The 23,239-nt window shown below is 62.3% G+C and carries 26 protein-coding genes and 1 pseudogene; 16 read left to right on the plus strand and 11 right to left on the minus strand.

All coding sequences use genetic code 11. The annotated features are described in order from the left end of the window. Nucleotides 1-564: 564 nt before the first annotated feature. Together B5525_RS32795 and B5525_RS32800 are read right to left on the minus strand one after the other, a co-directional pair. The gene (locus B5525_RS32795) at nt 565-1,548 is read right to left on the minus strand and encodes an aldo/keto reductase (protein ID WP_079569882.1); all 984 of its coding nucleotides are present in this window, start codon (nt 1,546-1,548) and stop codon (nt 565-567) included. Between the two features lie 36 nt (nt 1,549-1,584). Next, complete coding sequence (locus tag B5525_RS32800) at nt 1,585-1,986, minus strand: (R)-mandelonitrile lyase (RefSeq protein WP_079569883.1); 402 nt, start codon at nt 1,984-1,986, stop codon at nt 1,585-1,587. Between the two features lie 122 nt (nt 1,987-2,108). Between B5525_RS32800 and B5525_RS32805 the strand changes: the two genes are divergently transcribed. The 10 genes from B5525_RS32805 (at nt 2,109) to thrS (ending at nt 11,354) form a co-directional block, all read left to right on the plus strand. Next, nucleotides 2,109-3,002 (plus strand): LysR family transcriptional regulator, encoded by an 894-nt coding sequence (locus B5525_RS32805; protein ID WP_079569885.1) that lies wholly within the window; start codon nt 2,109-2,111, stop codon nt 3,000-3,002. A 73-nt stretch (nt 3,003-3,075) separates the two neighbouring features. Next, nucleotides 3,076-3,708: an HAD-IA family hydrolase gene (locus B5525_RS32810; protein ID WP_079569886.1), complete on the plus strand. Its 633-nt coding sequence runs from the start codon at nt 3,076-3,078 to the stop codon at nt 3,706-3,708. Between the two features lie 222 nt (nt 3,709-3,930). Beyond that, entirely contained in the window at nt 3,931-4,182 is a 252-nt protein-coding gene (locus tag B5525_RS32815) for a hypothetical protein (RefSeq protein WP_079569888.1), read from the plus strand. 248 nt (nt 4,183-4,430) lie between these two features. Beyond that, nucleotides 4,431-5,642 (plus strand): gephyrin-like molybdotransferase Glp, encoded by a 1,212-nt coding sequence (gene glp, locus B5525_RS32820; RefSeq protein ID WP_079569889.1) that lies wholly within the window; start codon nt 4,431-4,433, stop codon nt 5,640-5,642. Nucleotides 5,643-5,871: 229 nt separating this feature from the next. Continuing rightward, on the plus strand, nt 5,872-6,585 hold the full coding sequence (gene lexA / locus B5525_RS32825) for a transcriptional repressor LexA (protein WP_079569891.1): 714 nt from the start codon (nt 5,872-5,874) through the stop codon (nt 6,583-6,585). 361 nt (nt 6,586-6,946) lie between these two features. Further along, a complete protein-coding gene (locus tag B5525_RS32830; RefSeq protein ID WP_079569892.1) occupies nt 6,947-7,375 on the plus strand; it encodes a hypothetical protein in 429 nt (142 codons plus the stop codon). A gap of 81 nt (nt 7,376-7,456) precedes the next feature. Further along, nucleotides 7,457-7,684 (plus strand): hypothetical protein, encoded by a 228-nt coding sequence (locus B5525_RS32835; RefSeq protein ID WP_079569894.1) that lies wholly within the window; start codon nt 7,457-7,459, stop codon nt 7,682-7,684. Next, a complete protein-coding gene (locus tag B5525_RS32840; RefSeq protein ID WP_079569896.1) occupies nt 7,685-7,921 on the plus strand; it encodes a hypothetical protein in 237 nt (78 codons plus the stop codon). 1,144 nt (nt 7,922-9,065) lie between these two features. Further along, entirely contained in the window at nt 9,066-9,863 is a 798-nt protein-coding gene (locus tag B5525_RS32850) for a hypothetical protein (RefSeq protein ID WP_079569899.1), read from the plus strand. 258 nt (nt 9,864-10,121) lie between these two features. Continuing rightward, nucleotides 10,122-11,354: a threonine--tRNA ligase gene (gene thrS / locus B5525_RS32855; RefSeq protein ID WP_079569901.1), complete on the plus strand. Its 1,233-nt coding sequence runs from the start codon at nt 10,122-10,124 to the stop codon at nt 11,352-11,354. Nucleotides 11,355-11,638: 284 nt separating this feature from the next. Here thrS and B5525_RS32860 read toward each other — a convergent pair whose 3' ends face one another. Next, on the minus strand, nt 11,639-13,093 hold the full coding sequence (locus B5525_RS32860; RefSeq protein ID WP_079569902.1) for an ATP-binding protein: 1,455 nt from the start codon (nt 13,091-13,093) through the stop codon (nt 11,639-11,641). 465 nt (nt 13,094-13,558) lie between these two features. Here B5525_RS32860 and B5525_RS32865 point away from each other — a divergent pair, with 465 nt between their 5' ends. Then, nucleotides 13,559-13,801: a hypothetical protein gene (locus B5525_RS32865; RefSeq protein ID WP_197687861.1), complete on the plus strand. Its 243-nt coding sequence runs from the start codon at nt 13,559-13,561 to the stop codon at nt 13,799-13,801. Nucleotides 13,802-13,965: 164 nt separating this feature from the next. Here B5525_RS32865 and B5525_RS32870 read toward each other — a convergent pair whose 3' ends face one another. After that, entirely contained in the window at nt 13,966-14,337 is a 372-nt protein-coding gene (locus B5525_RS32870; protein ID WP_079574104.1) for a nuclear transport factor 2 family protein, read from the minus strand. Between the two features lie 108 nt (nt 14,338-14,445). Between B5525_RS32870 and B5525_RS32875 the strand changes: the two genes are divergently transcribed. Continuing rightward, nucleotides 14,446-15,000, plus strand: a complete 555-nt coding sequence (locus B5525_RS32875; protein ID WP_079569905.1) for a TetR/AcrR family transcriptional regulator — start codon at nt 14,446-14,448, stop codon at nt 14,998-15,000. Nucleotides 15,001-15,085: 85 nt separating this feature from the next. On the opposite strand, the pseudogene B5525_RS32880 reads toward B5525_RS32875, so the two are convergent. Together B5525_RS32880 and B5525_RS32885 are read right to left on the minus strand one after the other, a co-directional pair. After that, nucleotides 15,086-16,156: pseudogene (locus tag B5525_RS32880) on the minus strand (ComEC/Rec2 family competence protein); the annotation flags it as partial. A gap of 38 nt (nt 16,157-16,194) precedes the next feature. Then, nucleotides 16,195-17,328: a tyrosine-type recombinase/integrase gene (locus B5525_RS32885; RefSeq protein ID WP_079569908.1), complete on the minus strand. Its 1,134-nt coding sequence runs from the start codon at nt 17,326-17,328 to the stop codon at nt 16,195-16,197. A 170-nt stretch (nt 17,329-17,498) separates the two neighbouring features. Here B5525_RS32885 and B5525_RS32890 point away from each other — a divergent pair, with 170 nt between their 5' ends. The 4 genes from B5525_RS32890 (at nt 17,499) to B5525_RS32905 (ending at nt 20,265) form a co-directional block, all read left to right on the plus strand. Next, nucleotides 17,499-17,723, plus strand: a complete 225-nt coding sequence (locus B5525_RS32890) for a hypothetical protein (protein WP_079569910.1) — start codon at nt 17,499-17,501, stop codon at nt 17,721-17,723. Between the two features lie 493 nt (nt 17,724-18,216). Next, on the plus strand, nt 18,217-18,543 hold the full coding sequence (locus B5525_RS48000; RefSeq protein WP_425305332.1) for a hypothetical protein: 327 nt from the start codon (nt 18,217-18,219) through the stop codon (nt 18,541-18,543). Between the two features lie 79 nt (nt 18,544-18,622). Continuing rightward, the gene (locus B5525_RS32900) at nt 18,623-19,546 is read left to right on the plus strand and encodes a DUF2971 domain-containing protein (RefSeq protein ID WP_079569913.1); all 924 of its coding nucleotides are present in this window, start codon (nt 18,623-18,625) and stop codon (nt 19,544-19,546) included. A 53-nt stretch (nt 19,547-19,599) separates the two neighbouring features. Beyond that, a complete protein-coding gene (locus B5525_RS32905; protein ID WP_079569914.1) occupies nt 19,600-20,265 on the plus strand; it encodes a hypothetical protein in 666 nt (221 codons plus the stop codon). A 115-nt stretch (nt 20,266-20,380) separates the two neighbouring features. Here B5525_RS32905 and B5525_RS44760 read toward each other — a convergent pair whose 3' ends face one another. The 5 genes from B5525_RS44760 to B5525_RS32930 form a co-directional block, all read right to left on the minus strand. After that, nucleotides 20,381-21,184, minus strand: coding sequence for a hypothetical protein (locus tag B5525_RS44760; protein ID WP_154073587.1), 804 nt, complete (start codon nt 21,182-21,184; stop codon nt 20,381-20,383). Further along, nucleotides 21,177-21,371, minus strand: coding sequence for a hypothetical protein (locus B5525_RS32915; protein WP_079569917.1), 195 nt, complete (start codon nt 21,369-21,371; stop codon nt 21,177-21,179). The genes B5525_RS44760 and B5525_RS32915 overlap by 8 nt, the downstream gene beginning before the upstream one ends. A 3-nt stretch (nt 21,372-21,374) precedes the next feature. Beyond that, nucleotides 21,375-22,289, minus strand: a complete 915-nt coding sequence (locus B5525_RS32920) for a hypothetical protein (RefSeq protein WP_079569919.1) — start codon at nt 22,287-22,289, stop codon at nt 21,375-21,377. Between the two features lie 81 nt (nt 22,290-22,370). Next, the gene (locus B5525_RS32925) at nt 22,371-22,703 is read right to left on the minus strand and encodes a hypothetical protein (RefSeq protein ID WP_079569921.1); all 333 of its coding nucleotides are present in this window, start codon (nt 22,701-22,703) and stop codon (nt 22,371-22,373) included. A 5-nt stretch (nt 22,704-22,708) separates the two neighbouring features. After that, the gene (locus tag B5525_RS32930; protein ID WP_154073588.1) at nt 22,709-23,218 is read right to left on the minus strand and encodes a hypothetical protein; all 510 of its coding nucleotides are present in this window, start codon (nt 23,216-23,218) and stop codon (nt 22,709-22,711) included. Between the last annotated feature and the right edge of the window lie 21 nt (nt 23,219-23,239).

Raw genomic sequence — 23,239 nt, forward strand, 5'->3', positions numbered from 1 at the left:
TGGCACCGTCGAACTCTTGCGCGGGCCATTCCGGTTTCGCCGAACCAGGGGGAATGGAGAGCTCAGATGTCGATACCATCAAAACTATCAGCGACTGCCTTGATTACTCTCGTTGCCATGAGCGCCATGGCAGAGAGCAGCGCCAGCGCTTTTCCGCCGCTCTATCCGAAACCAGTTCATGCCGGGCCGGAATTTCCCGTCGGTCCAGTTTCCACCACGTCCAGGTTTTGTGATGGCGCGGTATCGCGGTCGGCTTGCGGCGACCATCTGGAATATCTGCAGACGCTTCGTTCGCGCCGTCTGGCGGACACGTCGCCGGCTTACATGAGAAACCTCGATCCTCGGTCCAATCAGGCCCTGCTTAATGCCGGCGGTGGAGGTGGAGGTGGTGGCGGGGGCGGCGGAGGTGGTCGGTAGGTCTAGCTGATTTTGCATCGAGCATAACGCCGCCGGCGCGATCCGGCAGCGTTCGAGACGCACGTGTGAAATACGCCACAAGGCGCCTCGCGCACCCGGTCCACCGGGCTTCCGACGCGGTGCCCGGCTTCTGCCGCCCGAGCGATCTCAGCGGCCGACCCTTGCCTGAAGGTGCGCGGGATACCGCTCCCCCTGCACCGTCACCCTGGCGAGGACATCAGCGATTTCGCCGAGATCGCCGGACGTCAGTTCGACGCCGGCCGCACCGATGTTCTCTTCCAGACGATTGAGCTTGGTGGTGCCCGGGATCGGGACGATCCACGGTTTTTGCGCCAATAGCCACGCGAGCGCGATCTGGGCCGGCGTCACTTTTTTCCTGACCGCGATCTCGCCGAGCAGATCGACCAGGGCCCGGTTGGCTTTTCGCGCTTCCGGGGCGAAGCGCGGCACGACGTTGCGAAAATCGGTGCTGTCGAATTTCGTGTTCGCACTGATCGCGCCGGTGAGGAATCCCTTGCCCAACGGGCTGAACGGGACGAAGCCGATGCCAAGCTCCTCGAGCGTCGGCAGAATCTCCTTCTCGGGCTCTCGCCACCACAGCGAATACTCGCTCTGCAACGCCGTGAGGGGCTGTACGGCATGCGCGCGGCGGATGGTCTGCGCGCCGGCTTCGGAAAGGCCGAAATGCCTCACCTTGCCTTCCCCGATCAGGTCCTTCACGGCACCCGCCACGTCCTCGATCGGCACCTCCGGATCGACGCGGTGCTGATAGAACAAGTCGATGACGCCGGTCTTCAACCGCTTGAGCGCGGCCTCGGCGACCTCCTTGATATGCGCCGGCTTGCTGTTGAGGCCGGCCTCGACCTTGCCGGATTCAAAACCGAACTTGGTTGCGATCACGACCTTCTCGCGGAACGGCGCCAGCGCTTCGCCCAGCAGTTCCTCATTCGCGAACGGACCGTAAGCTTCCGCGGTGTCGAACAAGGTGACGCCACGCTCGAAGGCGGAGCGGATCAGCGCGATCGCCTGCGGCCTGTCCGTCGCGGGGCCATATCCATAGCTCAGTCCCATGCAACCGAGCCCGATGGCCGACACTTCCAGGCCGCTATTTCCCAATTTGCGCTTCTGCATTGTTTCTTCTCCTTTTCGCTGAAATCGAAAGAGCCCTCAAGCCCTGGCCCCGTATTGCTCGTCGCTGACCTGCTCCATCCAGTCGACCGGGCTGCCGTTCAGCGCTTCCTGAATGGCGATATGCGTCATCGCCGTGGTGCGGGTGGCGCCGTGCCAGTGTTTCTCGCCGGGCTCGAACCACACGACATCGCCGGGCCGGATGTCCTCGACCGCTCCGCCCCAGCGCTGCACCCAGCCGGCGCCCGACATCACGATCAGGGTCTGACCGAGCGGGTGCGTATGCCAGGCGGTGCGCGCCCCCGGCTCGAACGTGACGCTGGCGCCGCGAACGCGCGCCGGATCGGGCGCCTCGAACAAGGGATCAATACGGACCGCGCCCGTAAAATATTCCGCCGGTCCTTTTCCGGAGGGCCGTGAACCGCTTCGCTTGATTTCCATGGCGCTTTGTTCCTTCGCCTTCCAGCCCAGCCTTGCCGGCTGCCACGGGCTGCAACTTAGGGCGCGCGAGGGGGAACAATTAGATGGTATAATCGGCATGGACTTATTAACAGGATTCATGAATGGCCCGCCACCCGATCGATGATCTCGCAGCCTTCCTGGCCGTGGCGAGAGCGCGCAGTTTTACCCGGGCCGCGGCGAAGCTCGGCGTCTCGCAATCCGCCCTCAGCCACACCATTCGCGGGTTGGAAGAGCGGCTTGGCGTGCGGCTGTTGACCCGGACCACCCGCAGCGTCGCACCGACGGAGGCGGGCGAGCGCCTGGTCCGCACTGTCGGTCCGAGGCTGGAGGAGATCGACGCGGAGCTGGCCGCCTTGACGGAGTTGCGGGAGAAACCCGCCGGCAGCATCCGCATCACCGCCGGCGAGCATTCGGCCGAAGCGATCCTCTGGCCGGCACTGGCAAAACTGCTGCCGCGCTATCCCGACATCAAGGTGGAGCTCATCATCGACTACGGCCTCACCGACATCGTCGCCGAGCGCTACGACGCCGGCGTTCGATTGGGCGAGCAGGTGGCGAAGGACATGATTGCGGTGCGCATCGGACCCGATTTCCGGATGGCGGTGGTCGGCGCGCCCTCTTACTTCGCCAGGCGGCCGCGGCCGAAGACGCCGCAGGAACTCACGGTCCACGACTGCATCAATATCCGCCTGCCGACCTATGGCGGGATCTACGCCTGGGAATTCGAGAAGCGCGGGCGCGGCCTGAAGGTCCGGGTGGAAGGGCAGCTGCTGTTCAACAACACCGCGCTAAGACTGAAGGCAGCACTGGCGGGCCTGGGCCTCGCCTATCTGCCCGACGACCAGGTGGAGAAGCACCTCGCCGACGGACGCCTGATCCGGGTGCTCGCCGACTGGTGTCCGCCATTCCCAGGCTATCACCTCTATTATCCGAGCCGCCGGCAGCCGGCGCCGGCCTTTGCGCTGCTGGTCGAGGCGCTGCGCTATCGGCGGTGATGGATCGCAGGGGGTGGAAGCGCTGACATCCTTCACCGTTGCCTGCCTCCGCTGTTTTTCGTAAACCGCCGCCATGACAAAACCCCTGCTCGCTCCAGGCTCCGCCGATGCGTTGCTGTTCGATCTCGGCCGCGTCGTGCTCGACATCGACTTCAGCAAGGTGCTTGCTTGCTGGGCCGGCCATGCCGGCTGCGAGCCGGCGCAACTCGTCGAACGATTTTCGACGCGCGAGGAATTTTATCACCGGCACGAGACCGGCGAGATCAGCGACGCCGAGTTCTTCGGCGCGTTGCGCGCCTCGCTCGGCGTCGGCATCTCGGACGCCCAGTTCCTCGAGGGATGGAACGCGATCTTTGCCGGTGAAATGCCCGGCATCGCGCCGCTGCTAAAGCGCGCCGGCAAGCGGCTGCCGCTCTATGCCTTCTCCAACACCAACAGCGCCCATGTCGAATATTTCTCGGTCGCCCATGCCGATGTGCTCGGCCATTTCCGTGAATTGTTTTTGTCGTCGAGCATCGGACTGCGGAAGCCGGATGCCGAGGCCTTCGACCATGTGGTCCAGGCGATCGGCATTCCCGCCTCCCGCATCGTCTTCTTCGACGATCTCCCCGAAAACATCGAAGGCGCCCGCGCCCGCGGGCTCGCCGCGGTGCACGTCACCTCGCCCGCCGACGTCGCCGAGACGCTGGCCGCGCTCGGGATTTGAGGACCGTCAACTTCCGACTGCGCAGGCTTTGGCGGACGTCCGCCCCGGTGCGGATGATGGTCTCGAGAGTCGGCCGCCGCGCCGGATCCGAAAGCCTCATTTCCAGACGAATGCACCGCAGCAACGGAGCGAGCCTCCGATGGCATCCGATCTTGGTTAATGGTTATTTAAGATTTGGCCCCGAGGATCGAACCGCACCTTCCCAGGAGCGGGCCGACCAGCATGAATGAGCCTGATATCTTAAGCCGCAAGATCCGAGAGCTGAAGGATTGGCAGAGTGTCGCGTGGCGGCGGATTGCCGATCCCTTGATCACGACGATCGAACGCCGCGAAATTCGATACCATCTCAAAGAAAGCGACGGCGAATTGCGCCGCTACCTGGCGATGATGTCCGAACGGCTCCGCTTCCGGCCTGGCCCGCCGGAAGAAGTCGGCGATAGTCTCGCCCAACTCGAATTCCGGCTTCTCGGCTAGCTAACCTTCGGGAACCGCGATCACCAGCGGCCCTGCAGACGCAGGCTCTCGGCGAGATCTTCGACACGACGGGCGTGATCCGCCAGGCCGAACTGGTGCGGCCGTTGCTGCAGAAGTGATCCGCGACGCTTGAATTTTCCAGGTTTCCCAAGGCCTGCGCCTTTTGCCTCCGCGCGCGCTCTCCGTTAGAACGCACCCGACGATCCGCCGCGCCAGGTTGGGCGCCCTGCGGACCGAGGAGACACGCCGTGGCACTGATGCCGGTTACTGAGGCGCTGAGCGCGGTTCTCGCGGGCGCCGAGCCTTGCCCAGAGGAAAAGGTCGCGCTGGACGCGGCCTTTCACCGGGTGCTCGCGCGCGACGTTCCAGCGCTCCGCACCCAGCCGCCGCAGGCGATGTCGGCGATGGACGGCTATGCGGTGCGCGCGGCGGATGCGTCCCTCCCCGGGACGCGTCTTGCGGTGATTGGCGAGGTCGCGGCCGGCCGGCCGTTCGATCAGGCGATTGGCGCAGGCCAAGCGGTGCGGATCTTCACCGGCGGCCTGGTCCCCGAGGGCGCCGACGCCGTCGTGATCCAGGAAGATACCGTGGCGGACGGCGGCCACATCACCATCACCGAGGCCGCAAGGCTCGGCCGGCATATCCGCCCCGCCGGCATCGACTTTCGCGAGGGTGACGTGCTGCTGGCCGGCGGGATCCGCCTCACCGACCGCGACCTGTCGCTCGCCGCCGGCATGAACCATCCCGAGCTTCCCGTCCGCCGCCGGCCCAAGGTCGCGCTGCTCGCCACCGGCGACGAACTGGTGATGCCGGGCACGATCCCCGGCCCCGGGCAGATCGTCTATTCCAACGGCTACGCGCTGCGGGCGCTGGCCCGCCACGAGGGCGCCGAGGTCGTCGATCTCGGCATTGCCGCCGACACGCTGGAGGCTACCGTCAGGGGTATCCGCCGCGCCCGCGACGCCGGTGCCGAGATCCTTGTCACGACCGGCGGCGCCTCGGTCGGCGACCACGACCTCGTCAAGCGGGCGCTGGAGGCCGAAGGCGTCACCATGGCGTTCTGGAAGATCGCGATGCGACCGGGCAAGCCGATGATGCACGGGCGGCTGGGCGCGATGCGGGTGATCGGCCTGCCCGGCAATCCCGTGTCCTCCTATGTCTGCGGCTTCCTGTTCCTGGTGCCCCTGATTCGTGCTTTGTCCGGGCGATCGGCGGTCCGGCACGTCCTCGAGACGGCGTTGCTGGGACGCGATGTCGGCGCCAACGACGTCCGCGAGGATTACTTGCGCGCACGGCTGGAGCGGCGCGGCGACGGCGCGCTGATCGCTATTCCGGTCGACCACCAGGATTCCTCGCTGCTTGGAAATCTCGCTGCGGCACGGGCCTTGGTGATCCGTCCGCCGTTCGCGCCGAAGGCTTTGACCGGCTCTGCCTGCGACATCCTGCGGCTGCCGGCCTGACGTTTCAGAGTGGGTGCGAACGGGCGCGTCCACGCGAGATGTGGATCTTGTTGACCGGAAATTAAGTGGTTGCGGAACACATATGGAACATATAGTGTCCGTTCATGATTTGTTTCGAGTGCTTGTGTCTGGAAACGAGAGTTACCTTGCTCCGGAGTCCTGATTTCGAGTTTCGAAATCGAGCGGGCACCTGGCAGGCTTGAGGAACGCAAATTAGGGATATGTCGAGATGCTCACGCGCAAACAATATGAACTCCTGCGATTCATCAGCGAACGCCTGAAGGAAAGTGGCGTTCCGCCCTCCTTCGACGAGATGAAGGACGCGCTGGATCTGCGCTCGAAGTCCGGAATTCACCGCCTGATCACCGCGCTCGAAGAGCGCGGCTTCATCCGCCGCCTGCCCAATCGCGCCCGCGCCATCGAGGTGATCAAGCTGCCGGAGCTGTCGGGGGGCGCTGGCGGCAACGGCAATGGCCGCCGCGGCTTCACGCCCAGCGTCATCGAGGGAACGCTCGGCAAGGTGCGCACCTCCAGCGCCGGTCTGGAAAACGATGGCGAGCGCCCGGTTGCGGTGCCGGTCATGGGCCGGATCGCGGCGGGCACGCCGATCGAGGCGCTGCAGACCCGCAGCCACACCATCAGCGTGCCGCCTGACATGCTCGGTTCCGGCGAACATTATGCACTCGAAGTGCGCGGCGATTCCATGGTGGATGCCGGCATCCTCGACGGCGACATGGCGCTGATCCAGCGCAACGAGACCGCCGAGACCGGCGACATTGTGGTGGCGCTGATCGACGACGAGGAGGCAACCCTCAAGCGCTTCCGCCGCCGCGGCGCCTCGATCGCGCTGGAACCCGCCAATACCTCCTATGAAGTCCGCATCCTGCCGCCGAACCGGGTGAAGATTCAGGGCAAGCTGATCGGGCTGTATCGGAAGTACTGATTTCCTTACCCCGGGCCCTTTTCACCCGACCGTCATGCCCGCCACCGGGTCTCGCCTTCGGCGAACCCGATGAGAGGCTCCGGCGGGCATCCAGTATTCCGTGACGATCGTAGGGATCGAGATGCCGGCGTTTACTGGGCCACCCGCTTTCGCGGGTGGTGACGACTTCGGGTGTTCAGCCTTCGGCGAATTCGACGCGGCTGCCCCACCCCTCCAAAAACGTATTTGTGATTTGGGCGCGGCGGGTGGAGCCGCACAATTGCCCACAAGCAGGCAAAAACTCGTGCTTTACTGTCCACTCTGATAGAGGCCTGCGCCTCTAAGCGGCGCGGGTTTGCTATCTCGAACGAGGAGCAATCCGATGTGTGACTACAGTCTGCACGCTGTCGCGACGCGCCCGGCCAAGGTCGGAGAGACGCTAATCACCACGACGTTTCCCGGTACTTCGACGCGCGGTTTCGCCAGCGAAAGCGAACCCAATGTCGCGGTCTGCCTGCTGCAAGGAACCGAACTCGCCTTCGCCCAGAATGTCAGATACGACAACCGCTGGATCTGGACGCGCGAGGTCAATTTCCGCGTCGGCAAATTCGGCGAGATCGATCGGCACGTGGCGGACCGCCATCATGACGCGATCGAGTTTCCGGACGGCAGCCACGTGCTGGTGACGCTGCTCTGCGAGGGACAACACGCCACCGTGCTGCAATTGCCCGTGATAGCGCAACAGCCGAGCGAACGTGCGCGGCCTGCCGCTGCCGACACCGCAACGCCGACGCCGCTTTCCGCCCGTTGACGTGAATTGAATGGGTTCGCGCGGGTACCTGCCGGTTTCGGCCGGCGGGTGAGAGTATTGTGTGCTGAAGAGGGCTGGACGATGGGACTGACGATGGGCCACGGGAAAGACCCGCGGGCCGAAGAACTGCATAATCTCAGGGTAGCGCTGGCGACCTTCGCCTTGCAACTTGACGCGTTCGAAATGCGGGCGAACGGCGCGCTGCGCGTGGCCGGCCGCGCGGCTTCGACGCGCGAGGCTTCGATCCGAAAGGCTTCTGTCGCCGTCCCGTGGGCCGACCGGAAGCGGGATTCCGAGGGGGGAAAATAATTGGGCGTCAATAAAGTCAGCTGGCGACAGGTCGGGCACGTGACGGAACCCGGCCGATACATGTTCAGGTTCGGCTGGCTGACGGTCGCGGCAGACGACCTTGCGGTCTGGGAGCAATTCCCGGACGCTGTGTTCGCGCTGGTCAAGACGGCATCCGCAGCCGCGACCGACGCCAACGAGGAATTCCACCTGGGCGCGTTCGACCTCAAGGAAACTCATTCGATGAGCGAGAAGTGACAATGAACGCCGTCGTCCCAACGCGCCACGGCCGACGAAGATGCGCAATATTTTTTCGCCGGAGCGCTATGATGCCGCAGGCTAATACACGCTAGACCCCGAGAGTATGCGCCCGCCTGCGATTTAGCGCTGCGCCCATAGGGGGAGTTTCCGATGCCGCGGCCGTGGTGCGGAAGATTGTCGGTCGCCCGATAACTGAACCGGTTGAATGTCGCTACTAGCTGGGCGTGCAATTGACCGTGTTTGAACGGACAAGTTTTTGCCGCGATTGCTTTGCACTCTCCACCAGCTTTGTTGCCGCGACGACGCGAGGTTTTTACCATGTGTCGATCTGCTTTGCTTGCCGCTGCTCTGCTTTCCATCGCCCAGGCGACCAAAGCTGAAAGCGGTCTTGCCTCCTACCACAGCGGACACGGCCGCCGGAGCGTGATGACTTGTGCTCATCGCATCCGGCCTTTGGGACGCATCGTCACGGTGACGCGCGCCAGGCATTCGGCTTTCGATTGAGCGCTCGCATCTAGCGGCATTGCTCAAGCTCGCAAGGGCCACTGCCATAGCCCGACGGTTGCACTTATGCGGCAGTGATATTCTAGCGATCGGGTGAAGGGGCGTTCGGATTTTGACGCATGATGAACCGAATTTTATTTGCGGCGTTGGTCTTCACCGCACCGGCCTGCCCGGTCTTGGCGCAGGATGTCAAGATCTCCGTCGATATGATCGGAATAGGCAGCATGAGTTGCACTCATTGGCGGTCAACGCAAGAGCGTCGACTAGAGGGGACCATCTGGATCTACGGTTTCTGGACGGGACTCAATTACGTTGCTGCGGCGAGTGATCAAACGCAGGCGAAAACTGACGCGACGGCGATCGTGAACGAAGTCGAAAGGACATGCGCTCATCGAACGTCGCAGACATTAGCCAGCGCCGCATGGACCACTTATCTTGAGTCTAAGAGGTAGCCATACCCTGAGACCACTCCAGTTCGCTCAAACTGAGTTCCCGAAGGCCCGTCGCCGTAAGCAGCCCCATACTTTCCATCGTGCGGCCATGCTTTGGTCAAGACTTACTGAGTGTTTGGCGGTTGGTCGACCCCCGTGCAAATCTAACTGCCTCCGTCGGGTGATATTAGACGGGAAAGGGAGCAATGAATTCCACGACGGACCCGAAAGCAATTGAACTCAACGATGTCCTGGCCGCGCGTGCGGATGAACGGCTCGTGCACGCTTATGACCAGATCGCGCGCGCGGATCAACAGCTGGCGCGGTTAAATGAACAGCTTGCGAAGCTAGAACACGATGCCGCGAACCAGCCTTCGGCTGTCGTGGGCCACCGGCCACCGCGCGGCAGACCGGCGCTCCGCGGCTTCATCGGCTTGCTGCTGGCCCTGTGCGTCTTCGTCGGTGCTTTCGTTTCGCAGTCCTCCTATGGCGATGCGGCCAGGTTGATTGTCGCCCGGTGGGCGCCGCAGCTCATCTTGACCTCCTCGCTGCCAATGGAAAAGCCGGGCTTTCCCGCGCAGCCGAGTTCTACCGCTCAGGTGGCCGCGGCGACGCCAGTGCTTCCGCAAGCAACAGCGTCGGCTCAAACCGCCCCGCAAGACGTCGCGCCGGCAGCCGCCCCGATATCTCCCGAGCTGACGCAGTTGCTCCAGACGATGGCGCGCGATCTCACAAACGTGGAGCAAGGAATCGAGCAGCTCAAGGCGAACCAGGAAAAAACAGCCCAAGAAAATGCGAAGGCCACCGAGCAGCTCAAGGCGAGCCAGGAGGAAATGACGCGCCTTATCGCCAAGGTCTCCGAGCAGAACCCGCGGCCCAAAATATCGGCGCCTCTGTCGCGGCCGATTGCCACCGCGACGCGTAAACCTGTGCCGACGCATCAGTCGCCACAAGCCGGAGCGCGGCCGCTGGCCCCGGTGCGGTTGCAGCCTGACGACCAGTAGGTGTCCGTCGGTACCGCGACGACGCCAATCGGCTGGCGTTGACGCCTGAGCGTTTTACCGCCATATACAGAGCATGAATAAGCTTCGATCAGCCGCATTGACCATCACGGCGACCGCTTACGGCGGATCGCCTGCTGGTTGCGCGCGCTAGAGACAAGCGTACTTCACCCAGAAAAGGCCCCGCCGGCGACGGACGGGGCCTTTTCTGGTTTTTGATGGTCCCCGTCCGCGCTTATTCCCGTCACAAGGAACACAGCCATGGACGATCTCGACCACAGAAATCTCGGTGTGAAGCTCAAGCTCTGGCACCTTCAGGAAGACGCGCCGGGCATGGTGTTCTGGCATCCGCGCGGCTACGCGGTCTACCGGGTGCTGGAGGACTATGTCCGGCGCAAAATGCGCCGAGCCGGCTATACCGAGGTCCGGACGCCACAGCTGCTGCCGCAGGAACTCTGGGGCCGCAGCGGCCACTGGGACAAGTTCGGCGAGCACATGTTCCGGGTCGATGACGGCGAACTGGCGATGGCGCTGAAACCGATGTCGTGCCCGTGCCACGTGCAGATCTTCAACAAGGGGCTGCGCTCGTGGCGGGAGCTTCCGATCCGCTATGCCGAGTTCGGCGCCTGCCACCGCAATGAGCCTTCCGGTTCGCTCCACGGCATCATGCGGACGCGCGCCTTCGAGCAGGACGATGCGCATGTGTTCTGCCGCGAGCAGGACGTGGAGAGCGAAGTCGCGTGCTTCATCGCCCTGCTGGGCGAGGCCTACCGCGACCTCGGTTTTCCCGACTACGAGGTGGCGCTGGCGACGCGGCCGGCGGCGCGCGCCGGCGACGACGCGACCTGGGACTGGTCGGAGGCGAAGCTCGGCGATGCCGCGCGGCGCTGCGGCCTCGCGCCTCAAATCAATCCCGGCGAAGGCGCGTTCTACGGACCGAAGCTGGAATTCGCGCTGCGCAACCGGCTGGGACGATCCTGGCAGTGCGGCACGGTGCAGCTCGACGGCGTGCTGCCGCAGCGGCTCGAGGCGTCCTACGTCGCCCCCGATGGCAGCCGCGCGAGACCCCTGATGATCCACCACGCCATCTTCGGATCGCTCGGCCGCATGATCGCGATCCTGCTCGAGCACCATGGCGGCGTGCTTCCGTTCTGGCTGTCGCCGGACCAGGTCGCGGTCGCGCCGATCTCGAAAGACCAGGCCGGATACGGCGCGGACGTTCTGGCGGCGTTCGAGGATGCCGGGATCCGGGCCGTTGCCTATGACGGCGCCGATACCCTTTCGCGGCGCATCGTGGCGGCGCATGAAATGGCGGTGCCGGTGATGGCTATCGTCGGCGGGCGCGAGATGAGGGACGGCCGGGTGAGCCTGCGCGAGCGCGACGGCTCACAGGCCGACGTTCCGCTGGCCGAGGCGGTGTCCCGCCTGCGCGCTTGGAATACTCGCGGGCCTGGTGATCCTCGTGATCGCTTTGTTCTGGCTCAATTATTATGATCTTCATGTCCGTTATCGGCTGACCATCGAGGTGCAGGATGGCGATCAGATCAAGACCGGATCGAGTGTTATCGACGCCTCCTACGACATAGACCCGGATTGGATTTGGGAAGGCCCACATAATTATTTTGGACAGGTCCTCGGATATGCGCCAACCGTAGACCTTGGCGAAAAGGGGATGTTCTTCCTAACGTTCGATGAGAGGCAAACCCCTGAGCAGGTGCGCGAGGGGCTTTGCATGCCGAATGACAAGTCTTGGCCCAACCATTGGGGGCACTGGCGTATCACGACGCAGCCTGTCTTTGCACGGGCAGCACGCACTGAAACGTCGCACCCGGCCCCACATTATTGGCGCCCGACATCCGTCCCCCGTGAGCTTCGACGATTGAACGGCAGATCGAGAGTCCCATACCCATGCCGCTGGATTTGGTGGTGAAGAAGGCGTTGAACAGCCGGTCCGCATTCTCGGCGGAGATCCCGACACCGGAGTCCGTTACAGTGACCAGCACTCGGTGTGTTTCGTCCTGGTGCGATCCGATCACCAGTTCGCGGGGTCGATCCGTGACCGATTGCATCGCTTCAATGCTATTCATCACCAGGTTAATAATCACCTGGTGCAGCTGGACCCGGTCGGCGAGAACCGCGGGCAAAGCTGACTCAAGCTCCGTCCGCAGCGACACCTTGTGGTTAATCAACTCGCGCTTCACCAAGGGGACGACCTCGCTAATGGCGCGATTGATGTCGAGTGGCTCCTGCTTGGTTTCGGTCTTGGTCGCGAGCGCCCGGACGCGCCGAATCACCTCGCTCGCCCGATTGCCGTCGTTGATGATACATTCCACCGAGCGGCGCGCTGCGTCCAGGTTGGGCGTTTCGCGGTCGAGCCAGCGCAGACAGGCCTCGGCGTTGGCGACGACGCCGGCGAGCGGCTGGTTCACTTCATGGGCGATGGAGGCCGTCAGCTGCCCCATCGTTGCGACGCGATTGGCGTGCGCGAGCTCCGCCTGCGCCGAGCGCAAGGTCTGCTCGCTCTCGCGGAGCGCTTCCACAGCGCGCCGGAGGTCCTCGATATCGGTACTCACTCCATACCACTTGACGACGTGGCCCTTCTCGTCGCGCAAGGGGGCGGCGCGGACCAGCATGGCGCGATATTCGCCCGTGGCGGTCCGCACGCGCGCCTCGACTTCGAACTCCTCGCCCGTTGCGACCGCCGAGCGCCATTTCTCGACGACGTATTCGCGGTCGTCGGGATGAAACATGGCGACCTCGTTGCCAGGCGAGTCCGCGGCCGATAATTCCTGCCAGCTTCGCTTATAGAACTCACGCGAGCCATCCGGAAGGGCGATCCAGACCGACGCAGGAATCGTATCGATCAACGCTTGTTGCGACGCCTCAGCGGCCTTCGCCGACTTGCGCACCGCCGTGGTGAGAGCCGTCACAATGAGCGACGTCGTCGTAAAGGCTGCTACGGCTATAACGTCCTGCGGAGAGTCTATGCGGAATTCGAACAATGGCTGCGCGAAGAAATAGTTCAGGCATGCCGCGGAAGCGATCGAGAGAACGATCGATGCGCTTAAGCTGCCAAGGACCGAAATCAGCGCGATGAGGATCACATATGCAAAACCCGCCGCGGCAACGTCGAATCCAAGCCGGAAGCAGACGAAGGTCGTCGATATCAGCCCAAGGCCGCCTAAGGCGCATTGAGCGACCCAGATCCATTGAGGCGTCCAGTGAACCTTCATCTCGGATACCAAGCCGCCCTGAACTAACTCTCACGATCGTGGGAGGCGGATAACGCCGCGAACGCGCCGTGCTCTGAGGCAAACTCAACAAGATGCTACATCGCCAGTCTTTTCGGCGGAAGATCTGAATCAGGATCCGGGGGGACCCTTTCGGTTGTTCGACCCGCAATTGCTCACGAACGGCGCGACCGGCCTCCGCTGCGGCGGCGCGGATTGACGGGTCAATCGGGCCCAATGGACCCAAGATCGAAAGGTTCCTGGGCGCCGATCGGCCTCGCTCATCGATGGGATAGCCCTTGGGGAACTGTCCGCAAGTTTGTCACTCTCGCCCGAGGTCGGAGTCGCGGTGGGGACGACCACGTAGGTCGGCTCGCCATCCGCTGCGATCTGACGCGACATGCTCAAACGTCACGGCGATGAGGTGATCGAACAGGCCCGTTATTGGCACAAGACCGACATGGCGCGATGTCTGACTTGCAAGCGGATACGCACCGAGGGCGGCCGCTATCGCCGCGACTCCTCCGCGCGCTCGCCCAGCGCGTCGAAGTCGACGCGCAAGACCTTCTCGGGTCGAAAAGCGAACTGCTGCGCACACTCGTCGCCGCTTCAGGCGAAAAAACGGCGGGTTTTGGCGTGCCCAGTTCTGTACCGAAGCGGCGCGCCGCGGCCGATGAAGATGGGCACTACGGCTTCGCCGTGACGCTATGACGTCGCGGGCTGCCACGCGATCGAAACGCCCATTCTACAATGCTCTGCGATTTCATACTGCGCCTCGCGGCAATCCTCAGAACGCCTCAGTCCGCCCGCTTGGACACTGCTGGCCAACGTGCTCAGCCTGGCGGCAGCCGTCTAGGGCGGGACACGCAGTCCGCTCAAGCCTTGTTCGACGGTGCTTCGAAGAAGCCCGTTGCCTGAACGAGTCGGCCATCGGTGCCAAAGCGGCCGAAGCTGCTCCCCTTCACGAAGGCCCGGCCATCCTTGTCGTACATCGTCCAAATGAAGAGTCCCTGGTCGTGATGTTCCAGAAAGCTGTCGTTTCTGAAGTATGCGCCCGTGAACTTCTGCTGCGATTGCGCGATGCGGACCATGAGTTCCTGTAGACCATGGGTCTGCGACGAAGGATCCGTGTACAAAATATTGTCGCTAACGCTTGATCGAAGCAGCTCTTCGCGTTCCGTCTCATGGACCGGCCCCCAAGCGCGCTGATACGCATTCCACGTTTTCAAGTGAATCTCGCTGTTCACGTGGCTTCTCCGCTTCGCTCGCTTGCGCGCCTTTGACGATATGACATAATACGTAATAATGTCAGATCGCCAATTTGACAACCTTTTTCGAAAGAAAGATGCGAGAAGATGTCTATTCCCGGCAGCAAGCATCAGCGCGTCGTCGAACGCGCGACGGACGTGTTCTGCAGATATGGTTTTGCTCGCACCACAATGGGCGACATCGCGGAGCGCTGCGAAATCTCTCGGCCGGCGCTCTATCTGCTGTTTCCGGACAAGGAGGCCATCTTCACAGCGGTGGTTGAGCGGATGGACCAGGATAAGCTGGCCAGCATCCGTGCGGAGGTAGCGCATCTGAAAGATCTGCGTGGTAAGCTGCTTCACGCCTGCCTGTCATGGGGATGTCACGGCATTGATCTTGCGGCCTCACACCCGGACGCCGCGGACCTGTTCGATCTGCGGTATCCCGTCGTTCAGCAGGTCTATCGAAATTTCCAGGGCCTCGTCGTCGAGCTCATCTCCGAGCGCTTCCGCACTGCGCGTCTGAAGATGCCGACGGAGCAGGCCGCGCGTGCGCTCGTCTTCAGCATAAGAGGTCTGCGCGAGACCGCGGCTGACAGGCGCGACATGCAGAATCTCATCACTTCGCTTGTCGACATCTTTGTTCGGGCGATCGAGCGCTGACCCCCGACTGAGAGCGGAAATGTCCACGGTTTTGAATGCAAATGGCGCGCCTCGACAGACGCGAACCCGGAATGACGCAAGAGCCTCAATCCTCCGGCTGCTGATCGGCTTCCGCAGGCGTGGCATCCACCGGTCGCGCGGCGCCTCCCCGCGGCGTCAGTGTCGTTTCTGTTTCCACAACGCCCGCGACCGCCGGCGACCATGGCCGGTCGACGCCGCGCGGCATGGCCGCGTCGACGGCAAAGCCGTCACGGGTGTGCCACAGCGCGGTGGCGCCCTGCCCGCGCAGCCGATCGCCCGACATCACGGCGGATGAACAGGAAGCCGGCGCCTGCCGCGCCGTCACCACCAAGGTTGCGCGCGCGCAATCGTCCCCCAGCGCCTCGGGCCTGAGCGCCAGCGCCGCAAAGCCGCCGCCGGCAAAAGGCGTCACGCAGCCGGCATCGTCGCAGGAGACGCCGTCGGCGAGCGAGGCATCGGTCGGGAGCCTGGGGTCGGCGTCGGCCGCCATCCATTCCTTGAGCAGGAACGCATCCTTGGCGATGCGCATCAGATGCAGCCGCCCATCCTGGCCGGGGACGCCGACATTATGGCCGTCGGCCGAGATCAGGATATCCGGCTGCTTCACCGCCAGCGCCCAGACCACCGACAGCGCGAGCACTGCCGCGCCCGACCAGCGCAGTGGCGTCCGCAACAGGCCGAGCAGCACGATGCCGATGCTGGCCGCGATCAGCGGCCCGATCCCGAACGCGGCCATGCGGCCGATCGCGCCGGGCAGGTTCGCTACCCACTCCGTCACCACGATCATCCAGTCGATGCCGATGCCCATCAGCCACCAGAACACGCCATCGAACCCGAAGGGCATCGCGGCGAGGCCGAGCAGGCCCGCCGGCATCACCAGCGCCGACACCACCGGCATCGCCGCCAGATTGGCGAGCACGCCATAGGGCGTCACGCGATGAAAATGAAAGGCGGCATAGGGCGTGGTGGCAAGCCCCGCCACCATGGAGGCCAACGCCAGCGTCATGATCTCCCGCCCGCCCCACAGTGCTATCTTCGCGGTCGTCGAGTTGTCGGGCGCAGCGAACAGGCGCGGCATGCCGATCTGCACCAGCGCCACGAGGCCCAGCGTTGCCGCAAACGACATCTGGAAGCTCGTAGCCTGATTCTGAAATCGTTTGCCACGTCAACATTTTAGCCCACTTCGCGAAGCTTCGTTTGGGACTTTTTTTGGGACTTTGCGACGCGTTCGACGGCGGCAGCGACATCCTCATCGAGCACATGCGCATAGCGCAGCGTGCTCTTGATATCGCGATGGTTCAGCGCCTTCTGAGCGAGCTTGAGGTTGCCAGTGTCGCGCAGCACCTTGGTACCAAAATCGTGGCGGAAATCGTGGAAGCGGAAATCTTTCACCCCGGCCAGAGCCCGCATCACCTGCCACGCCGACTTGGCACCGCTGTACGTCAGCGGGTAGCGCTGACCGCGCACCCGCTTGAGCCGCTTGTTGCCGTAGACCGCAACATAGGTAAACACGGACTCCGGATGCTGGCCCTGTAGCGGCCAGAGAATATCCCTGATGCTATCGGTGATCGGAAACACCACGCGCCTGCCGCCCTTGCCGATACGCACGATCTGTCGCGTGCCGAAGTTCACCTCCGACCAGCGCAGCGTCACGCATTCCTTGAGGCGAAGCCCGCTGGCCCGGACGAACGCGAAGAATGGGCCGTAGTCATCGCGCATCGCCTCATCGAACGCTGCCGCCTCGCCATCCTGCAGTTCCCGCACCCGCTCCTCGGGCTCCGGCAGGAACAGTTCCGTCCATTTTGGTTCATGTTCGAACTGCGCTCCTTCGTCCTTGGCGAACGAAAACAGACGGCGCAGCACCGCGATGGTTGAACGATTGACGGTCGAATTAGTGATCAGCGGCAGCGCATCCTTTTCCTCTTTGGTCAGCTTGCCGCGCCGTGTGACCCGATGACCGCGCCGCCATGCCACCATTTGCTTGGCCTTGGCATGGTCGATATCGGTGAGCGGCGTCGATTTGCCGAAGTAGTTCACCAGCCGCGCGAGGTTGGTCGAGGTTGCCTCCGAGTCCACATCGTACTGCGCGCGGTCGTTCCACAAGCGGGCGGCAACATCGTCGATCAAAAGCGACGCGCGGGAACGCTTGATCGCTTTGACAAGCGCCTTGGCTTTCTCGCGCTCTACCGCTTCGATGGCCTTGGCTTCCTTGCGAGTTGTGCATTCCGTAGGGCCGTGAAACCGACTACCGCCGAGCCAGAAGTCGTATCGGTAAAACGATGAGTTTTTGGGTTTCCAGATAGACATACTTCCCGCCTCCGGCGCAGCTCGATGAATTGGTCAAGGTCCTCTTCGGCGTACCGTCGCCGAGGCCGCTTCTTGCCGCGCCCCGTGTTGATATAGGCAATCAGGCCGTCTTGAACGAGCGCGGCGACGCTCCCGCTGGGGCGAGACAGACCCTGCAGTGAGTCAATCCCATGAGCGAAAAACCTGACTTTGTTGCCGGACAGTCTAATCAGATCGACTTGCTGATCGTCGTTGTCGAGGCGGTGCTGACGGCGCTGATCCAGCTCAAGAAGGTCGACATCAGTGATCAAGCAGGGTGTTTGGTCGAGCTTGCTGAATTGATTCAGGACCTTTCCTATAGGGTCGATCAGCTCGGATTGCTCGCTGATAGAATTACGAAGCTGCCGCCTCGATGAAGCTTATCAATGAAGAGGGCAATCGCTACGGCAAGCTTCTCGTTCTCGGCTATGCGGGCGCAAAGCATAGCGGCCGAGCATCGAGGGCGTCATGGCATTGTCGGTGCGATTGCGGTCGGGAGCTTGTCGTGAGCGGCGGACATTTACGCGAGCGATTGATGCAGTCGTGCGGCTGCGCGACACGGTTCAAGGTGATTCGGCCTCTGGCGGCCAAAACCCGGCCCGCGCAAGGGCCAGCCAGTGCGGGGAAACGGGAAAGATGACCCCGATGCCCTTGGCGGGGAAGGGCACTGCACGGGCTCCTAATCGGGTCGGTCCCGGCCGAAGTAACCGGCTGAACTGCCGACCAAAAGTGCAGTTTTAGTTGCGTTTGAGAGTGCGTAAATGGCCCAACTACTGGATGGCAAGGAAGCCGCCAAAAGGCTGAATATCACCGAGGATCCCCGAGCCGGACCGCGCTATCCTTATGGATGATCGTCCCGGTCAGGCTTGGATGAGTTTCGGTGAGGACAGAAAATATTTCATCGAGCTGTCAACCAGTGGCGTGTGTTCCATTTCGTCTCCGGTCGCGGACGGCAATGCTATAAGAGAACTGTTTGAAAGGCTTTCCCGAAACAAGCTTCTGTCAACCGAAAAGGTTGGATCGGAAACGCAAACCATCTTCGCGGTGACGCACCCTGATCGGCGAGGGGCGGACAACGGGCACGCCATCGTTTTGGTTGTGTCGTCCGCACTTCAAAGTGGGGGTGCCGGTCTAACCTCCGTGCCTGAGAAGGCGGCCGAAGCTGAGGGGATAACCGTCCCGCAGGTTTGGCCGTAGGCAATGGCGCATGACCGCAACACGGATGAAGACTTGATGATCGTTGCCCGAGGCGCGGATAAGGAAGACAGGCTGCTGCATGAACACCAACGAGCCCTACATCACCGATGCGGACAAAGCTCACTATCGCAGCTTCGCTATGCATCATCTTCCCTCGGTTGGTCGGGAGCCGGTCACCGAAGTATGGCACTACACCACCGCACAGGGCCTGATCGCGATTTTAAACGATGGAAAGATGTATTCGACGCAAATTAGCTGCCTAAATGATAGTCTTGAGCAACGATACTTCGGCGATTTAGTCCACGCTGGCGTGAAAAAGCTCATCACCACGAACAACGAACAAGCGGTGGGCATTTTGTTGCAAGCCGCTGACAACCTTCTTTCGAATCGAGATTTCGCCGCGCTAGGGCATTTCGTAATCTGCTTTAGTGAAGTCGAAGATGATCTGGGCCAATGGCGGGGCTACGGCGGCGGTCAGTGCGGTTATGCAATTGGTTTCGATTACTTGAAACTGTTTTCCGCGTTGCCCAGCATCAGGGCTGACGCGTTGTTGGCTCCGATGAATTATGATCTCGCGAGACAGACTTTTGTGGTCGATGATCTTTTGAGAAACGCTCAACTTTTTTTCACGGCGGGATTATCGGGAAGAGATGTTCAACGCTGGGCAAACGAATTTTTAGCTGCGTTTTCTGGAGAAATGGATATTTTCGCTTGCATAACAAAGCACCCAGCTTTTGCTGCAGAAAAAGAGCGGCGTATCATTACCCGCTTGAATAACGGTGAAACGAACCTCCTAGAATTTCGCCAAAAGCAAACGTTACTAGCAAGACACCTTCCAATTGATCTGCGGGTCAGTGCAGGCTTACTTCCGATCACCCGCATTTGTGTCGGCCCGGGGCCAGCGCAACGTGTTTCCCAAGTAAGCGTCGGAGACTTACTCATCAAAGCAGGGTATTCAGACATTCCAGTGACTTTGAGTACTGTCCCATTTCGCATTCCGTAGAAGCGGAATAAGGATCGGCAACCGTTTCCATTTCTCTTGTGCCGGATTTGCCTATGAACAAATTTATCGCATGGCTCGAAACTCCCTCGCGTTGGAGCGAGCTGCGCGAACTCGGCCAATCGAACCTTGTCAAGGCATCACTGCTGATGCCCGTTTTCGGCTACCTGCTGCTTCTCAACGAGCATGTTCATGACTTCCTAACAATCCGATATGATGGCGATTGGCCGTTTAATCGCCTTCCCTCAGTCTGGCGGGTTTGGATGCTGTTTTACGGCAGTTTCCTTCTTGCGATGGGGTCCATCGCTTTTGCGTGGCGCTGTCCCGTGGAGATTAAGCGATACGCCTCCGCGTTCAACCTCGTTGATACGGAGCGCAATCATTTTACTGCCCATCACAACGAAACTCAGAAAATCGCTGACAAGCTGAAATTGCTCTATCGCAACATGTCGAGATGGGAATGCTTACTTTTCTTGCGACCTAGACTGGAACCAGAGCTACCTAACTTGGGCGCCGGGACGTCTCCTGATTTGCAAACGGGTGACCAATGGGGCCTCGGCTTGATTCATATTTGGGAAATAAACAACGTAAAACGTCCAACATTGCGTATCGCAATATACGTCCTGTTCCGGGTCGGAATATTGCTGCTGGCCATCCCGGCCGCATTCACGTTCTTGCAGGTCACCTTGGTGCTTGCGAGGCATCTGTTGGCGCTCATCTAAGATCGATCTTCCTCGCGCGCAGCTTCCCACGGCCGCGCTAGCCTCGCCCAAGCGATTTGGCGGAGCGGCCCGGGAAAGGTACAGCGGGCGGGCAAGACCGCTCCAGCGAGGCGCGCTAGGCCTCGACCATCGCGCGAAATTTCTTCGCACTCGCTTCACGCGCACGCCAATCGAGGCGACGTTCACGCTCATCGGCGACCGCCTTGTTCGCGCACACACCTCGGATAACTTCATCGATCTCGCCGCTGTCGAGCGTCCTTTTTTTCAAAAGCTCATCGGCGAGCGCGCGAACGACATGCGCGTGAGTGCGGAGCAGGTGTTCTGCCTCGCGCCTCGCGAACGCGACGAAAGCCTCGATGCTGTCCGGCGAGCTGGCGACGAGCGAGGCGAGCGCGCGCTCCTGCGCCCTGTCGCTATCGGCAGGCCATGCCGACCCGAGGAAAAGCAGCTCACCAAGCGAGCCCGAGACAAGCTCGACGACCCTGTTATGGCAATGCAAGACGATCTCGGAAATGCATTCGCGATTTTCGCCGGGGATCGGCAACAGCGGCGTGATCTGCTCGCATAAGCTCCGCACGGGCGGGCTGGGTGTGAATCTCGATTGGAACGTCGGCCCCCAACACAACCCGGAAAATGTTGGCCCGGGTACGATGGTGCAGCCGCCGAGCGGCGAGCCGAGCAGTCTCCCGGTCGTCGCGTGCGACGCTTCATGGAGCGCGATGCGATAATCATCAGCCGCCGCGCGACCTCCAGCGCGGGAGATTTGGTCGCTGGCGGCCGGTGGCTCTACAGGCGCGGCAGGAGAACGCTCCGCGCTTTCGAATAGCGGCCGGGCACCCACACCAAGCGGTGCCCGGCCCCTGCGCGCACGGCTAAAAGGAGCAAACTTGCCGTTGTCGCCGGATTCAATTTTAGTCATCGCATTCGATCTGTCTGTCGAGCGCCGCCGATTGCCGCGCTTGCATCGCCTGCCGCGCCTTCATCCGCGCGACAATATCGGCAACGCTGCTGCCGTTGCGCGAGAGCGAATTTGCCCATCGGACCGCGCAGGGCGGTCCGCCGTTAACATCGAGCCGATCAAAATCGGCGGCGCGGATCGCCAACATGAATCACCTCGCGAGTTTGAGCACAAACGGCGGGCCACGGTCGACGCGCTCAAATTCCGAATGCACAATCGGGGGCTCGGCGACGTGTTCCGGCTCGGGTGACGCTTCGGCGTCGAGATCGAATGCCGAGGAAGCATGCGGCACCGGTCCGCCCTGCGAGCCGTGCTGTCGGCGCAACGGATTGTCGAGCGACACGACCGCGCCGCTCTGCAATGCCCTCGCGGCGAGGCGCTGCGGCACCTCGACATCCTGAAACTTTCCGCCCATCCGCTGCTTCCCGAATTCATCGCGCCATTTGATCGGCCGAAGCGCGAACAGCATCGCGGTCAGCTCCCTCCCCGGGGCCGATGGTTGGATGTAAGGCTCCGGCACCACCGGCATTCGCGGAGGCGCGCCGCCGGAAAGCACCTGCTCGCGATTCTGGCGAACGAGTCGCGCGATCAACTCCGCACCTGACGGAATTTCAACCCGCGCCATTTCCGCGAAGGTCGCGAGACCGGCGGCTTCTGGCGCGATGGTCGCGGCCTTGGCCATGACGACATAGAGCCGGTCGACAGCGGCGCGGACCGCCTCCGCGCTTTCGACGACTTCGCGCGCAACCAATTCGAGCGAGGAAGCGACTTCCTCGCGCCTTGCTTTGTCGGCGGCGTCGGCGCGCGCCTGTTCAAGGCGGTTGACCTCGACCGTGGCCTTCGCGAGCGCGGAGCGCAACGTCTGCGCCCGGTCGGAAGCCGCGCGCATCCGGCCCTCGACCTTATCCAGCTCGGCGTCCGGCAGATTGTCTAGCGCACACCGTTCGGCTTCGGCCGCAAGATCGGCGATGTTGGTTTCGCTGTCGGCGAGACGCGAGGTGAGCCGGTCGCGCGCATCGATGGCGGCGGCGAGCTGTTTATCGATGCTCGGTTTGAAAATGCCCATGGTGCTCTGCCTTCTATGAGACGCGGTCGACGATACGCTCGACGCGGTCGCCTGTCGTGCCGCCCGTTCCACCACAAAACCTCACCGGTCTTGCGAGCGAGCGATATATTCCTGCAGCGATGCGAGATCGACAAAGACGCGCCCATGGTCCTTTCGCGCCACGACAGAGCCGCGCATCGTCCATCGCCGCGCCGTTTCGTATCGAACGCCTTCGTGACGAGCTGCGGCTTTGAGCCCCATCCACCGCCGGGGCGGCTTTTCGATCTCCGCGATCAGCGCCTTCGCCACGGCGAGCATTTCGCGCGTGGCGACCAGCTCAGCGGTCAGTGCCGCGATCCTTGACGCGGGCTCGGGCGGATCGGCGGCGGCCGGAGGATCGGCCTCGGGTTCGTTGATGGCGCGGTCGGGGACCATGGCGATCAGGCACCGAGCGCGGCGGCGTCCGCCGCGATTTCGGCTTTGACCTCGTCGACACAGTCCCACAGGTCGAGCGCGTCGACGAGCTTCGATCTCGCCATGCCGCAGAGCTTGTCGGTCACGATCTGCATCAGGCAGCCGGATTCGGTGTCGAGCCGGTTGGTCTCCGCGAACGTCGCCTCGATGACGTTGATCGTCGCCCCAATCTGCATTTCGAGCGACAACTCGCGGCGCTTTTCGATATCTGGCTGTGCCTCCAATCGCGCGAATTGATCGTCAAGCTTAGCATAGCTGGTTTCGAGCGTATCGATCAGCGCCGCGAGCTGATGATTGCCGCCGCCGGTGTCGTAGCCGCGCAAATGCGCCTCGACCGCCCGGCTCGCCGTCGACAGCTTCCATTGCGGCTTGCCCTTCACCATTCGATCAGGCGGGATATTCCTCAGCGCCTTGATGCAGGTCGAGCGATCTCGTTCAAGCCGTTCCGCGATGCCGTTGGCGCTGAATGTCTGCATCATCGGTTCCTTAAAGAGTTG

The organism is Bradyrhizobium erythrophlei (genome assembly GCF_900129505.1).
Taxonomy (GTDB): domain Bacteria; phylum Pseudomonadota; class Alphaproteobacteria; order Rhizobiales; family Xanthobacteraceae; genus Bradyrhizobium; species Bradyrhizobium erythrophlei_D.

Coding starts and splice junctions, on each gene's coding strand:
- B5525_RS32795 (WP_079569882.1), bottom strand. CDS start 1,548: ATGCAGAAGCGCAAATTGGGAAATAGCGGCCTGGAAGTGTCGGCCATC.
- B5525_RS32800 (WP_079569883.1), bottom strand. CDS start 1,986: ATGGAAATCAAGCGAAGCGGTTCACGGCCCTCCGGAAAAGGACCGGCG.
- B5525_RS32805 (WP_079569885.1), top strand. CDS start 2,109: ATGGCCCGCCACCCGATCGATGATCTCGCAGCCTTCCTGGCCGTGGCG.
- B5525_RS32810 (WP_079569886.1), top strand. CDS start 3,076: ATGACAAAACCCCTGCTCGCTCCAGGCTCCGCCGATGCGTTGCTGTTC.
- B5525_RS32815 (WP_079569888.1), top strand. CDS start 3,931: ATGAATGAGCCTGATATCTTAAGCCGCAAGATCCGAGAGCTGAAGGAT.
- lexA (WP_079569891.1), top strand. CDS start 5,872: ATGCTCACGCGCAAACAATATGAACTCCTGCGATTCATCAGCGAACGC.
- B5525_RS32830 (WP_079569892.1), top strand. CDS start 6,947: ATGTGTGACTACAGTCTGCACGCTGTCGCGACGCGCCCGGCCAAGGTC.
- B5525_RS32835 (WP_079569894.1), top strand. CDS start 7,457: ATGGGACTGACGATGGGCCACGGGAAAGACCCGCGGGCCGAAGAACTG.
- B5525_RS32850 (WP_079569899.1), top strand. CDS start 9,066: ATGAATTCCACGACGGACCCGAAAGCAATTGAACTCAACGATGTCCTG.
- thrS (WP_079569901.1), top strand. CDS start 10,122: ATGGACGATCTCGACCACAGAAATCTCGGTGTGAAGCTCAAGCTCTGG.
- B5525_RS32860 (WP_079569902.1), bottom strand. CDS start 13,093: ATGAAGGTTCACTGGACGCCTCAATGGATCTGGGTCGCTCAATGCGCC.
- B5525_RS32865 (WP_197687861.1), top strand. CDS start 13,559: ATGTCTGACTTGCAAGCGGATACGCACCGAGGGCGGCCGCTATCGCCG.
- B5525_RS32875 (WP_079569905.1), top strand. CDS start 14,446: ATGTCTATTCCCGGCAGCAAGCATCAGCGCGTCGTCGAACGCGCGACG.
- B5525_RS32885 (WP_079569908.1), bottom strand. CDS start 17,328: ATGTCTATCTGGAAACCCAAAAACTCATCGTTTTACCGATACGACTTC.
- B5525_RS32890 (WP_079569910.1), top strand. CDS start 17,499: ATGAGCGAAAAACCTGACTTTGTTGCCGGACAGTCTAATCAGATCGAC.
- B5525_RS48000 (WP_425305332.1), top strand. CDS start 18,217: ATGAGTTTCGGTGAGGACAGAAAATATTTCATCGAGCTGTCAACCAGT.
- B5525_RS32900 (WP_079569913.1), top strand. CDS start 18,623: ATGAACACCAACGAGCCCTACATCACCGATGCGGACAAAGCTCACTAT.
- B5525_RS32905 (WP_079569914.1), top strand. CDS start 19,600: ATGAACAAATTTATCGCATGGCTCGAAACTCCCTCGCGTTGGAGCGAG.
- B5525_RS44760 (WP_154073587.1), bottom strand. CDS start 21,184: ATGACTAAAATTGAATCCGGCGACAACGGCAAGTTTGCTCCTTTTAGC.
- B5525_RS32915 (WP_079569917.1), bottom strand. CDS start 21,371: ATGTTGGCGATCCGCGCCGCCGATTTTGATCGGCTCGATGTTAACGGC.
- B5525_RS32920 (WP_079569919.1), bottom strand. CDS start 22,289: ATGGGCATTTTCAAACCGAGCATCGATAAACAGCTCGCCGCCGCCATC.
- B5525_RS32925 (WP_079569921.1), bottom strand. CDS start 22,703: ATGGTCCCCGACCGCGCCATCAACGAACCCGAGGCCGATCCTCCGGCC.
- B5525_RS32930 (WP_154073588.1), bottom strand. CDS start 23,218: ATGCAGACATTCAGCGCCAACGGCATCGCGGAACGGCTTGAACGAGAT.